Genomic DNA, 12,853 nt, shown 5'->3' with positions numbered 1-12,853 from the left:
CGGGGGCATTACCCCCGCCGCAACGCCTCATAGACTTCGCCGAGACTTGTCGCTTCTTTTTCCAGCGGAAAAGTGCTGCGCACATGCGCAAGTCCGGCACTTGCGTGGGCTTTGGCCAGAGCAGGATCGGCGAGATAGGTCTTTATCGCGTCTCTCAGCGAGGCATAGTCACCCGCATCGACAACCGCCCCGGTCTCGCCCGTGACAATCATTTCCTCGTAAGCGCCGGCATTACTGGCGACAACGGCCGTCTCGGAGGCCATGGCTTCGAGCGGTGTCAGGCCGAAACCTTCATTGCGGGATGGGGCGACATAGAGCGTCAGCCGCCGGTACCAGGGCTTGATGTCGTCAACTTCGCCCTGAAATACGATGCGGTCGGCAAGGCCGGCTGCGGCGACATCGGCCTTGAGCGCATCACCGAAGGCCTTGTGTTCCGCCGTGACGCGGCCGGACACTACGGCTGTCCATTGCGGATGGTTGGGCAGAAGTTCGATCATGGCGCGCACGAATAGATCGGTGCCCTTCTGGTGGCGCACGCGTCCGAAACAGCCGATCAGATATTGGCCCGGCAGGCCGGTTGCCGCGATCGTATCTTCCGGACCGGTGGCCGGGTGGAAAAGGTCGGTATCGACGCCATGCATGACGACGCGATGGGGCACTTCCAGGAACGAGCCGGAGCGGGCGTTGGTCGCAACCACGGCATCCATCTTCGAAATCAGAAAACGGGTATAGGCGGAATGCCGCCTCTGTGCCGCGGAGGTAAAGAGCAGCTTCACCTTCATGCGCAGCACATCACGCATCAGAAGACCCGGCAACATTTCGAGATTGCGGCGGGCATGCCAGATGCGCGGGCTGCCGACAGGGCCATTCTGCCAGAGCCGCCACAGATCGCGGAAGCGCACATGCGGCAGATGCGGTGGCAGGCCGGGGCCGATGGTGGCCACCTTCTGTCCCAGCCGGTTCTGCACCGGTATCAGCTGGACGATGGTGGAGGTGACGCCGGAGAGCCTGCGCTTGAAGTTCGGCGCAAGCACCTGCACATCTTTCAGACTGACGTGGGACAAGATGGGCTTCCGTCTCTGCGGCTGGTTTGGAGATTCAATACGTCAAAAAACAATGCGCCCGCGTGGGGCGCATTGCACGTCGGGGCAATCAGCCCCACTGTACCGCGAGAATCTCGTAGCCCTTGGCGCCGCCGGGCGCGTTGACCTCGATGCTGTCGCCGACTTCCTTGCCGATCAGGGCGCGGGCAATCGGCGAGGAGATGGAGATGCGGCCAGCCTTCACATCGGCTTCCTGGTCGCCGACGATCTGGTAGGTTCGTTCCTCGTCGCTATCTTCGTCGATCAGCTTGACGGTGGCGCCGAACTTGATCTTGGAACCGGACATCTTGGACAGGTCGATGACTTCCGCGCGTGCGGTCAGGTCTTCGAGTTCGGTGATGCGGCCTTCATTGTGGCTCTGGGCTTCCTTGGCAGCATGGTACTCGGCGTTTTCCGAAAGGTCGCCATGGGCGCGCGCTTCCGCAATTGCCTCGATGATACGGGGACGCTCCTCCTGCTGGCGAAAGCGCAGCTCCTCCTGCAGCTTGACGAATCCACCCTGAGTCATCGGTACTTTTTCTACCATTTTTTTATCCTTCGCATTCCGGTCGCTTTACTTGCAGACACAAAAAGAAACAGGTTCCGGAGAGGAACTCCGGAACCATGCCAAAATCATAACTGAGCCGACTATATCAGAAGACGACAGCGAAATGCCAGCAAATTTGAGGTGTGAGTATTTCCTCATTCAATCAAAGGCTTGACTGCCATTATTGACATTCTTCAATGGAACATATAGTGAACATTGCTATGAAGAAGTCGATCAGGCAACGGCTGGCCATTCTCTCCGACGCGGCGAAATATGATGCCTCCTGCGCATCGAGCGGCACGACAAAACGTAACTCCGCAGCGTCAGGCGGTCTGGGTTCCACGGAAGGGTCGGGCATCTGCCATGCCTATGCGCCGGATGGGCGCTGCATTTCGCTCCTGAAAATTCTGCTGACCAATTTCTGCATCTATGATTGCGCCTATTGCATCAACCGCTCTTCCAGCAATGTCGAGCGAGCGCGGTTTACGCCAGAAGAAGTGGTTTGGCTGACGCTGGAGTTTTATCGGCGCAACTATATCGAGGGGCTGTTCCTGTCCTCCGGCATCATCCGCTCCTCCGATCACACGATGGAAGAGATGGTGCGCGTGGCGCGTGAACTGCGCGTTACCCATGGTTTTCGCGGCTATATCCACCTGAAATCCATTCCCGAAGCGTCGCCCAGGCTGATCGAGGAGGCGGGGCTTTATGCGGATCGTCTTTCGATCAATATCGAATTGCCGACCGATAACAGCATTGGCCGTTTCGCGCCGGAAAAGCAGCCCGCCAATATTCGCCGCTCCATGGCCGATATCCGTTTGAAGATCGAGGAGGCGGGGGAGCCGACCGTCCGGACACGCAAGACCAAGCGCTTTGCGCCGGCCGGTCAGAGCACGCAGATGATCGTGGGGGCCGATGGCGCAGACGATAGCACCATTCTCTCCACCAGCGCCCGGCTTTATGGCAGCTACGGTTTGCGGCGCGTTTATTATTCGGCCTTCAGCCCCATTCCGGATTCGTCGAAGAACCTGCCGCTCATCAAGCCGCCGCTCATGCGTGAACACCGGCTTTATCAGGCCGACTGGCTGTATCGCTTTTATGGCTTCGACATCGGTGAGATAACCGCGATCGGGGGCGATGGCATGCTCGATCTCGATATCGACCCGAAGCTCGCCTGGGCGCTGAAGCATCGCGAGCGTTTCCCTGTGAACGTCAACGTGGCGGATCGGGAAATGCTGCTGCGCGTGCCCGGTTTCGGCACGAAGACGGTCGCATCCATCCTGTCGTCGCGACGGTTCCGGCGGTTGCGGCTGGAGGATATTGCCCGCTTTGGTGTTTCCCTGAAAAAGGTGAAGGCCTTCATCGTCGCAGAGGGCTGGACGCCGGGCAAGCTGACCGAGCGACCGGATTTGCGGGCGATGTTTGCGCCGCAGCCCGAGCAATTATCGCTCCTGTGATGTACGGCCCGGTTCTGGAAGGGCGGGGTGATTTCGGCGAGTGGCGCGATGCCGCCCGCGCGGCGCTTGCCGCCGATATTCGACCCGAGATGATTGACTGGCGGTTGCGGGATGACGGGGCAGGGCTGTTGGATTTTGCCGGCGAGCCCTTGCCGGCGGCCGGTTCTGGGTCCGGGCAGGTTTCCGTTCCAGCCTCGTTCGTGGCGCTGGCGCAGGCCGTCATCTGTCATGGCGATCCCGGGCGTTTTGCTCTGCTTTACCGGCTGTTGTGGCGGCTGAGGCAGGATCGCGCACTGTTGCAGTTCAAGTCCGATCCGGATGTTTCAGAGGTCCGGCTGCTTGAGAAATCCGTCAGACGCGATTGTCACAAGATGACCGCTTTTGTCCGTTTCAAGGAAGTGCCCTTGCCTCAGGGGCAGGGCGGGCGGCGGCGGTTTATTGCCTGGTTCGAGCCTGACCATTTCATCGTCGAGCGCACGGCCGCGTTTTTCCAGCGGCGGTTTACCGACATGGACTGGCTGATCGCCACGCCGAAGGGCTCTGCACGGTGGGACGGAAACGCGCTGGAGACATCGCGGGAAGCGGCGGAAAAGCCTGATCTGACGGACGAGACGGATGAACTCTGGCGGACCTATTATGCCAATATATTCAATCCGGCCCGCCTGAAGATCAAAGCCATGACGGCGGAGATGCCAAAGAAATACTGGAAGAACCTGCCGGAAGCCGATCTCATTCCCGGTCTGGTTCTCGGAGCAGAGGCGCGGGTGCTGGAGATGGCCGCCAAAGCGGCAAGCCAGCCGCAGCCGTTTCACCACCGCCTGCAGGCTGCGGCCGCTGCACGGGAGACGCCGCAACCGGCGCCGGATGGTACGCTCGCGTCGCTGGCGCGGGAGGCGGGCCATTGCACCCGCTGCCCCCTGCATTGCAACGCCACGCAGACGGTTTTCGGCTCTGGCCCGGAAGATGCGAACATCATGATCGTGGGCGAGCAGCCGGGCGATCACGAGGATCTCGCCGGCAAACCTTTCGTCGGCCCGGCCGGCCAGCTCTTTGACCGGACTCTCGCCCAAATCGGCATCGAACGCAAAAAGCTTTACGTCACCAATGCCGTCAAGCACTTCAAATACGAAACGCGCGGCAAACGGCGCATTCATCAGCGTCCGAATGCGGGCGAAGTGGAGCAATGCCGCTGGTGGCTCAATCAGGAAATCGCGCTTGTTCGGCCAAAACTGATCGTTGCCATGGGCGCAACGGCGCTTTATGCGCTGACCGGCGGCAAGGAAAAGGTCACGGAGATACGGGGGGGTCCTTTACCAATGGAGGAGGGCCGGACGCTTTTTGTCACCGTGCACCCGTCCTATCTGCTGCGCCTTGTCGATACGCAGGCGAAAGAGGCGGAAATGGCAAAATTCACAAAGGATATGCAGTTTATTAGAGCGTTCGAATAGATTTCCATCTGCGATTGGAGATTTATTTCAATAGGCGAATATTAACTTACAGTAGTATAATTTATGGATTATTTATATGTTATTTTTATTAAAATTTTATACTTAATATTATAATTAAGTCCTCCGAATTTATATGGACAAATCATGTTGGGTGAGCTCGACCTTACGACAGTCATATTGATGCAAAAGTGTTCCTACATCGTTGGGCTTTTGAGTTTTATCTACCTGAAAATGACCAATCGCGATTTGCGCGGTCCCATTCCTCTCGCGGCGGGTTTTGCGACGATGGCGATTGGCTCCACGCTTGCCGGTTACGGAGAATGGGGAATATTGTCGCCGGCTTTATGGCAACTGGGCAGTGTCGTTTTTGGTGTTGTCGGTTATGCGCTGATCTGGCTCGGTTTGAAGACGTTGAGCGATGGACGCGCCGTCGACCGGCGAATCCTATCCTTTGTATGTTTTATCGCCGCGCTGACGATGGTCGTCGCGCATCAGGTGGCGGACAATAATGCGCTTCGCGCGGCGCTCTTCAATGGCTGCGCGTCGCTGGCCTATATCGCCGGGGCGTTGGTGCTTTTTGCCGGATGGCGCAGGGAGCCGCTGCTTTCCCGTCTGGCGCTGGGTGCGATTACTGGCGTCTCCGGTCTCATTTCGCTGGCGGTGATGAAAAGCGTGCTTTTTCCCGGCTATGCCACCCTCAATCTGGTCAATGCGTTTTTCTTCATCATCATGCTGAACTTCGCGATCGCCCTGTTCGTGATGATGCTGGTTGCCGAGCGGTCGGAACGGAAATTGCTGGTTCTTGCCAATACGGACCCCCTGACCGGCGTTAAGAACCGGCGCTTCTTCTTCCAGACCATGCCCGCGACGCCTCATCCCGCCGACGCGGCCATGTTGCTCGATATCGATCACTTCAAGTCGATCAACGACCGTTTCGGCCACGCCGTCGGCGATAGCGTGCTGCAGGAAGTGGCAAAGCGCATTGGCGGTAGCATTCGTGGTGGGGATGTGCTGGCGCGTTACGGTGGTGAGGAATTCATCATCTATCTGCCTGGCGCCGGCGTTCACAAGGCCTGCATGATCGGCGAACGTATTCGCGATGCGATTGCGGTCAGCGAGGTCGACTGCGGCGGTCTGCGTGTCGGAGTGACGATCAGCATCGGCGTTGCCGCCACCGGCGACATGCGCTGCGATCTCCAGACGCTTGCCGAAATGGCGGATCGTGCGCTTTACCGCGCGAAGACCGAAGGGCGCAATTGCGTTCGCGAGGCGATGGCCGCCTAGGGGCATCCTCGTTTCTGCGGCTGACAGCTTGCGGTTCAGCCTCTTGGCGCGCTCGTATCCATCGCGGCGCGATGCCGTAAGGCTTCTTTCAGCAATATCTCGATCTGGGCATTGATGCTGCGCAGTTCATCGCTCGCGGTGTGGCGGATTTGATTCAATATCGCGGGTTCGATCCGCAGCGGAAAAGCCACGCGCTCCGGGCCTGGCGGACGTCCAGCCATGAGTTAACCCTGCAGCTTCAAGTTCAGGGAAATGATGCGACCGATGGCGGAAGCGGATTTTTCAGGCGTAGGAAAAGACATCATGGGCCTCGCGTGGGATGATGTCTTTTTGCTACCCGAAACGGATTGCAGCGGGATTACGCAATGCAAAACGCCGCGGACATGGGGATCCGCGGCGTTTTGGTTTCAATCTTGCGGGCTTCTCCCGCAGAAAGCTTAGTTGAAGTAGCTCTGCAGCGGCTTCACTTCCAGATTGCCGGCCTTCAGCGCCTTGATGGCAAGGGCTGCTGCTTCCGCACCGGCCATCGTCGTGTAGTAAGGCACCTTCTGCATCAGCGTCGCGCGGCGCAGCGACTTCGAGTCAGAGATCGCCTTGTTGCTGTCGGTGGTGTTGACGACCAGCTGGACCTGACGGTTGCGGATGGCGTCTTCGATATGCGGACGACCTTCCTGCACCTTGTTGATCTTTTCGGCATTGATGCCCTGTTCAGCAAGGAAACGCTGGGTGCCGCCGGTTGCGAGAACCTTGAAGCCGCTTTCCACCAGAATGCGGATGGCCGGCAGAACGCCTTCCTTGTCGTCGTCACGCACGGAAACGAAGACCGTGCCGGAGCGGGGCAGATCGACGCCGGCGCCGAGCTGGCTCTTGGCGAAGGCCAGCGCGAAATCCGTGTCGAGGCCGATGACTTCACCGGTCGAGCGCATTTCCGGTCCGAGCAGGATGTCGACGCCCGGGAAGCGCGCGAAGGGGAATACGGCTTCCTTGACGGCAATGTGCTTCAGGTTGCGCGGATCAGGCTTTTGGCCATAGGCGGCAATCGCCGCATCAAGCTTCTCGCCGGCCATGACGCGGGCAGCGATCTTGGCGATCGGCGCACCGATGGTTTTTGCAACGAAGGGCACCGTGCGCGAGGCGCGCGGGTTGACTTCGAGAACGTAGATCGTGCCGTCCTTGATAGCGTATTGAACGTTCATCAGGCCACCGACGTTGAGCGCCTTTGCAAGCGCCGTCGTCTGGCGTTCCAGCTCGTCGAGGGTTTCCTTGCTCAGCGAACGGGAAGGCAGCGAGCAGGCCGAGTCGCCCGAGTGGATACCGGCTTCTTCGATGTGCTCCATGATGCCCGACACGAAGACGTTTTCGCCGTCGCACAGTGCATCGACGTCGACCTCGACGGCGTTGGTCAGGTAGCTGTCGAACAGAAGCGGGTTCTTGCCGAGCAGGGTGTTGATCTGGCCGGTCTTGTCGTTCGGGTAACGCTGCTTGATGTCTTCTGGCACTAGGCCCGGAACCGTATCGAGCAGATAGGTCTGGAGCTGGCCTTCCGAATGGATGATCTGCATGGCGCGGCCACCCAGAACATAGGAAGGACGCACGACCAGCGGGAAGCCGATTTCCGAAGCGACGAGGCGCGCCTGTTCAACCGAATAGGCGATGCCGTTGTTCGGCTGGGCGAGGTCGAGCTTCATCAGCAGCTTCTGGAAGCGGTCGCGGTCTTCGGCAAGGTCGATCATGTCAGGCGCGGTGCCGAGGATCGGGATACCGTTCTTTTCCAGCGCTTCGGCCAGCTTCAGCGGCGTCTGGCCACCGAACTGCACGATGACGCCGACCAGTTCGCCCCTTTCCTGTTCGGCGCGCATGATCTCGATCACGTCTTCGGCCGTCAGCGGTTCGAAATAGAGGCGGTCGGAGGTGTCGTAGTCGGTAGAAACCGTTTCCGGGTTGCAGTTGATCATGATCGCTTCGAAGCCTGCATCCTTCAGCGCGAAGGCGGCATGGCAGCAGCAATAGTCGAACTCGATGCCCTGGCCGATACGGTTCGGACCGCCGCCGAGGATGACGACCTTCTTGCGGTCGGAAACCTGCGCTTCAGAGCGGGCGGCGCCGACGAAGGGGATTTCATAGGTCGAATACATGTAGGCGGTAGGCGAGGCGAATTCTGCCGCGCAGGTATCGATGCGCTTGAAGACCGGGCGAACATTGAGGCTGTTGCGCAGTTCGGCCACTTCCTTCGGGCGCTTGCCCGTCAGAATTGCCAGGCGGGCGTCGGAAAAGCCCATGGCTTTGAGCATGCGCAGGTTCTCTGCGTCCTGCGGCAGGCCTTGCTCACGAACACGGGCTTCCATGTCCACAATTGCCTTGAACTGGGCGATGAACCAGGGATCGATCTTCGAGTTTTCGTGGACTTCTTCTTCCGTCATTCCCATGCGCAGCGCCTGGGCGACCATGCGCAGGCGATCCGGCGTCGGTGTGCCGATGGCGGCGCGGATGGCGTTCTTGGAGCCTTCGCCCTCTTCAAAGCCGGGGATTTCGATTTCATCGAGACCGGTGAGGCCAGTCTCCATGCCGCGCAGCGCCTTCTGAAGCGATTCTGCGAAAGTGCGGCCGATGGCCATGACTTCACCGACGGACTTCATGGCCGTTGTGAGGATCGGCGAGGCGCCCGGGAACTTCTCAAAGGCGAAACGCGGGATCTTGGTGACGACGTAGTCGATCGACGGTTCGAACGAGGCAGGCGTCGCGCCGCCGGTGATATCGTTTTCCAGCTCGTCGAGCGTATAGCCGATGGCGAGCTTGGCGGCGATCTTGGCGATCGGGAAGCCGGTTGCCTTGGAGGCGAGAGCGGACGAGCGCGAAACGCGCGGGTTCATTTCGATGACGACGAGGCGGCCGTCTTTCGGGTTGACGGCGAACTGCACGTTCGAGCCGCCGGTTTCCACGCCGATCTCACGCAGCACCGCAATCGAGGCGTTGCGCATGATCTGATATTCCTTGTCGGTCAGCGTCAGCGCCGGCGCAACCGTGATCGAGTCGCCCGTGTGGACGCCCATCGGATCGATGTTTTCGATGGAGCAGATGATGATGCAATTGTCCGCGGTGTCGCGGACCACTTCCATCTCATATTCCTTCCAGCCGAGAACCGATTCTTCGACCAGAACTTCTGTCGTCGGCGAAGCGTCGAGGCCGCCGGAGACGATGTCGAAGAATTCCGAGCGGTTATAGGCAATGCCGCCGCCGGTGCCGCCGAGCGTGAAGGACGGGCGGATGATGGCGGGCAGACCGACATGGTCGATGGCCTGGGCGGCGATTGCCATGGCGTGCGCCATATAACGCTGCTTGCGGTCGGTTTCGCCGAGGTTCCACTGGTTTTCGAGGTCGTCCAGCGCCTTGTCGAGATCGGGGCCGGAAAGCTTGCCCTTCAGTTCAGTGCGGGCGGCTTCGTGCTTCTTGCGGTCGGCGTCCTTGATTTCGGTCGCATTGGCGAGCATGGACTTCGGCGTTTCGAGGCCGATGCGGGCCATCGCCTCGCGGAAGAGGGCGCGGTCTTCGGCCATGTCGATGGCTTCGGGCTTCGCGCCGATCATTTCCACATTGTAGCGGTCGAGAACGCCCATGCGCTTGAGAGAAAGCGCGGTGTTGAGCGCGGTCTGGCCGCCCATGGTCGGCAGAAGCGCGTCCGGGCGCTCCTTGGCGATGATCTTGGCGACAACTTCAGGCGTGATCGGCTCAACGTAAGTGGCGTCGGCAAGGCCGGGGTCGGTCATGATGGTGGCCGGGTTGGAGTTGACCAGAATGACCCGGTAACCTTCTTCCTTCAGCGCCTTGCAGGCCTGCGTGCCGGAATAGTCGAATTCACATGCCTGACCGATGACGATCGGTCCCGCGCCGATGATGAGGATGGACTTGATATCTTGGCGCTTCGGCATGGGCTCTCTCGTTCCGCTTTTTGGTTGCGCAAAACACCAGCCAGGGTGAAGGATCACCGGCCGGGGCGCGCAATTCAAAGTTTTCAGGCTAGAAGCGGCTTATAGGCAAATGTTTTTGAGAACGGAACCCCATAAATTCCGGAATCGACAGAAACTCTTAACGGGCTGGGGCAAGGGCCGCAAAACGGGCCTGCACCGCTGCATTATAAGAGCGGCTGACGGGGATTTCCGAACCGTCCCTTGTCATGAGAAGCAGACGGCCCGCCTGTTTACGCAGCGCGACGACATCGGCATCGGCGATCCAGTGCGACCGGTGTACCTGCAAGCCCTGCGTCTCGCCAATCTCTTTCAGAGCATCGGCAAAACGCAGCAGAACGAGCTGACGCCCGCGCGTGGTGACGATCTGCGTATAATGGTCCTGCACCGAAAGCCGCAGCAATTCTCCGCGCTTTTGCGGTGGCAGCCGCTCCAGCAGCGGCGCGACGCCTTTCACCTCACGCTTGGTATCATCGTCTGTGTCCGTAACGGCGTTGGCCGTTGTTTCGAGCGACTGGCCGGTGGTGAGATAACTCAGCAGGCAGAAGATGGCACAGAGAGGCAGGGCCGACAGGCTGCTTTCTAAAAAGGGGCCGAAACCCATTTCCTTGCCTGAAAAGACCCGGTTCGTGATGGTAAGCAGGAGCCCGATCGGCAGGGCGGCCGTCAGCGAGCCGATCATCATGCGCGTCAGCATGTTTTCGATGCTACCGGCGAGGATGCTGTTGGCGATGATGGAAAAGGATATCGCGAATGTCCAGGCGCCGGCCTGAATGATTGTCCAGTAAAGCAGCCGGTCGGCGAAACTCATGGTTTCGCTCGTGCCGAAAGGCCCGGTCACGATGAAGATCGACAGCACGGCGAGAAATGTCAGCCACAGCCTGCGCGATTGCAGGACGGCGTGCATTTCACGAAGCGTGGATTGCAGATACGGGTGATCCACGAAGTTTTCCTGCGGTTGGCGTCAATCCGTTTTTCTTGAGCGCATGTTTTGCCGAAATTGCCGGTGATTTCAACCGAGCCGAAACAGCAACCATGTCATTCCAGCCATTGTTAGACGCACCGCTCGCCGTGCAATTCCATGTCGCCACCGTCGTGCCCGCAGCCATTCTCGGCGCCTTCATCTTCCTGCGCCCCAAGGGAACCGCCATCCACCGGCTGCTCGGCAAGATCTGGGTGATGCTGATGGTCACGACTTCCGTTTCGACGTTCTTCATCCATGAATTAAGGGTGTTTTACGGTTTCAGCCCGATCCATCTGCTCTCCGCCTTCACCCTCTATGGCTGTCTGCAATCGGTCTATTTCGCGCGACGCGGCGATATCAGACGTCATATGCGCATCATGCAGAGCGTTTATCTCGGCGGCATCGTTGTTGCCGGAGGTTTCACCTTCGTTCCCGGTCGCCTCATGCATGAGGTTGCTTTTGGTGATGGCAAAGCCGGTTTTGCGGCCCTTTCCGCCGGCGCTCTCGTGTTCGCCGTCCTGTTTCTGACCGTATTGAAACAAAGACGCAGAGCCGCTTGAGAGACTCCGTTCGCCGCCTCTGCTTTCTTCCGGAACAAGATGTATTATAGTGCCGTTATATGGCAGCTTGTTAAGGCGGTATCCGCCGGGAGAATAGCATGGAATGGAGAGGGCGCCGCCAGTCGGACAATATCGAGGATCGGCGTGGCATGTCGGCGGGATCGGGGCCAGGCGGTAACGATCCTTTTTCCCGTGGCGGAATGCGCGTGCCGATCGGGCGTCGCGGTGGCGGCATCGGTATCGGCGGCATTGTAGTCATCCTGCTGATCAGCTGGGTGCTTGGCATCAACCCGCTGACGCTGCTTACGGGTGGCGACATCTCGATGGACGGCGGTGGCACGACGCAACAATCCGGCACCCAGCAATCCGGCACACGCCCGCAGGGCGAATCGTCGGACGAGACGACGGCTTTCGTGCGCACCGTGCTGGCTGAGACGGAAGATACCTGGAGCGGCATCTTCCAGTCCGCCGGGGAGACCTATCAGAAACCGACGCTGGTTCTGTTCTCCGGGCAGGTGTCATCCGCCTGTGGTTATGCCTCTGCCGCCAGCGGCCCGTTCTATTGCCCGGGTGACCGCAAGGTCTATCTCGACACCAGTTTCTTCAATGAACTGGACAAGCGTTTCGGTGCGGCCGGCGATTTCGCACAGGCTTACGTGATTGCACATGAGGTGGGCCACCACATCCAGAACCTGACCGGCGTTCTGCCGGAATTCAACCGCCGCCGCCAGTCCATGAGCCAGGTGGACGCGAACAAGATGTCGGTGCGAGTCGAGCTTCAGGCTGATTGTTATGCCGGCATCTGGGGCAAGTTTACCGAACAGAAGGGCATTCTCGAAACCGGCGACCTCGAGGAAGCGCTTAATGCCGCCCACCAGATTGGCGACGATACGCTGCAGAAGCAGACTCAAGGCTATGTTGTGCCTGACAGTTTCAACCACGGCACCTCGGCACAGCGCGCGGAATGGTTCAAGCGCGGTTTCCAGAGCGGCCGTGTCGAGGATTGCGATACGTTCTCGGCGAATATCTAAGGAGAGGGGGCTTTTCAGCCCCCTTTTCATTCAACGCATCAAAAGCGCTACGGCATACATGCCGAGGGCGAAGATGGTATGGGCCACGAGGTTGAGGACGCGAACCTTCGTGGGGTTCGGCGTTTTCGATGCGGCCCAGCCAATGCCGAGACCCGGCTGCAGCAGGAACCAGCCCGCGCCCACCGTTATGATGCCGATGATCCACGGCTCAATGAAGGACGGGTTTGCAAACCACGCGGCCGGGACCACCAGCGCAAGAATGATGCCATAGAGAATGCCGACGGCGTAATGCGAAATCCAGCCGACCGCGAGCTCATGCTCGTAAGGTGCCGCCGTGGCGATGCTGTCGTGAAATATCCTGCCCTTCGGCACATGCCAGAACCAGCGGCCGACCGGCGCCCAGTTGGGGGCGGACTGGCCAAAAAACCGGTGCAGTATGATTGCCCATATGTCCATAAACACGGTACCGCCAATGCCCATGGCAATGCCGCGCCAAATCAAATCCAGCATAGATCCCTCCG

11 protein-coding genes are annotated in these 12,853 nt (G+C 59.4%); 5 read left to right on the top strand and 6 right to left on the bottom strand.

Translation table 11 applies throughout. The features are described from left to right. Positions 1–8: 8 nt before the first annotated feature. Positions 9–1,064 carry a glycosyltransferase family 4 protein gene (locus V6S97_RS06705; protein WP_334426409.1) on the bottom strand — a complete coding sequence of 352 codons (1,056 nt, stop codon included), beginning with the start codon at positions 1,062–1,064 and terminating at the stop codon, positions 9–11. Between the two features lie 88 nt (positions 1,065–1,152). After that, positions 1,153–1,629 (bottom strand): transcription elongation factor GreA, encoded by a 477-nt coding sequence (gene greA / locus V6S97_RS06700; protein WP_004430419.1) that lies wholly within the window; start codon positions 1,627–1,629, stop codon positions 1,153–1,155. Positions 1,630–1,850: 221 nt separating this feature from the next. On the opposite strand from greA, the gene V6S97_RS06695 reads away from it, so the two are divergent. The 3 genes from V6S97_RS06695 (at position 1,851) to V6S97_RS06685 (ending at position 5,815) form a co-directional block, all read left to right on the top strand. Next, positions 1,851–3,083, top strand: a complete 1,233-nt coding sequence (locus V6S97_RS06695) for a putative DNA modification/repair radical SAM protein (protein WP_334426570.1) — start codon at positions 1,851–1,853, stop codon at positions 3,081–3,083. Beyond that, positions 3,083–4,531 carry a UdgX family uracil-DNA binding protein gene (locus V6S97_RS06690; protein ID WP_334426407.1) on the top strand — a complete coding sequence of 483 codons (1,449 nt, stop codon included), beginning with the start codon at positions 3,083–3,085 and terminating at the stop codon, positions 4,529–4,531. The genes V6S97_RS06695 and V6S97_RS06690 overlap by 1 nt, the downstream gene beginning before the upstream one ends. A 144-nt stretch (positions 4,532–4,675) precedes the next feature. Further along, positions 4,676–5,815 carry a GGDEF domain-containing protein gene (locus V6S97_RS06685; RefSeq protein WP_334426406.1) on the top strand — a complete coding sequence of 380 codons (1,140 nt, stop codon included), beginning with the start codon at positions 4,676–4,678 and terminating at the stop codon, positions 5,813–5,815. A gap of 35 nt (positions 5,816–5,850) precedes the next feature. Here V6S97_RS06685 and V6S97_RS06680 read toward each other — a convergent pair whose 3' ends face one another. The 3 genes from V6S97_RS06680 to V6S97_RS06670 all read right to left on the bottom strand — a co-directional run bounded on the left by V6S97_RS06680 (position 5,851) and on the right by V6S97_RS06670 (position 10,720). Further along, entirely contained in the window at positions 5,851–6,036 is a 186-nt protein-coding gene (locus V6S97_RS06680) for a hypothetical protein (RefSeq protein WP_035212676.1), read from the bottom strand. A 216-nt stretch (positions 6,037–6,252) separates the two neighbouring features. Beyond that, positions 6,253–9,741: a carbamoyl-phosphate synthase large subunit gene (carB, locus tag V6S97_RS06675; protein ID WP_334426405.1), complete on the bottom strand. Its 3,489-nt coding sequence runs from the start codon at positions 9,739–9,741 to the stop codon at positions 6,253–6,255. A gap of 157 nt (positions 9,742–9,898) precedes the next feature. Continuing rightward, entirely contained in the window at positions 9,899–10,720 is an 822-nt protein-coding gene (locus tag V6S97_RS06670) for a LytTR family DNA-binding domain-containing protein (protein ID WP_004430439.1), read from the bottom strand. A 92-nt stretch (positions 10,721–10,812) separates the two neighbouring features. Here V6S97_RS06670 and V6S97_RS06665 point away from each other — a divergent pair, with 92 nt between their 5' ends. After that, entirely contained in the window at positions 10,813–11,301 is a 489-nt protein-coding gene (locus V6S97_RS06665; protein WP_004430441.1) for a DUF2306 domain-containing protein, read from the top strand. Positions 11,302–11,399: 98 nt separating this feature from the next. Next, the gene (gene ypfJ / locus V6S97_RS06660) at positions 11,400–12,332 is read left to right on the top strand and encodes a KPN_02809 family neutral zinc metallopeptidase (protein ID WP_004430442.1); all 933 of its coding nucleotides are present in this window, start codon (positions 11,400–11,402) and stop codon (positions 12,330–12,332) included. Between the two features lie 30 nt (positions 12,333–12,362). Here the strand turns inward: ypfJ and V6S97_RS06655 are convergent, their stop codons facing one another. Next, a complete protein-coding gene (locus tag V6S97_RS06655) occupies positions 12,363–12,842 on the bottom strand; it encodes a DUF2938 domain-containing protein (protein ID WP_004430443.1) in 480 nt (159 codons plus the stop codon). Positions 12,843–12,853: the final 11 nt, after the last annotated feature.

The sequence above is a fragment of the Agrobacterium sp. CCNWLW155 genome (assembly GCF_036888815.1).
GTDB lineage: Bacteria > Pseudomonadota > Alphaproteobacteria > Rhizobiales > Rhizobiaceae > Agrobacterium > Agrobacterium radiobacter.
The sequence above is the reverse complement of the archived record's forward strand: the minus strand, read 5'-3'. Positions and strand labels throughout refer to the sequence as shown.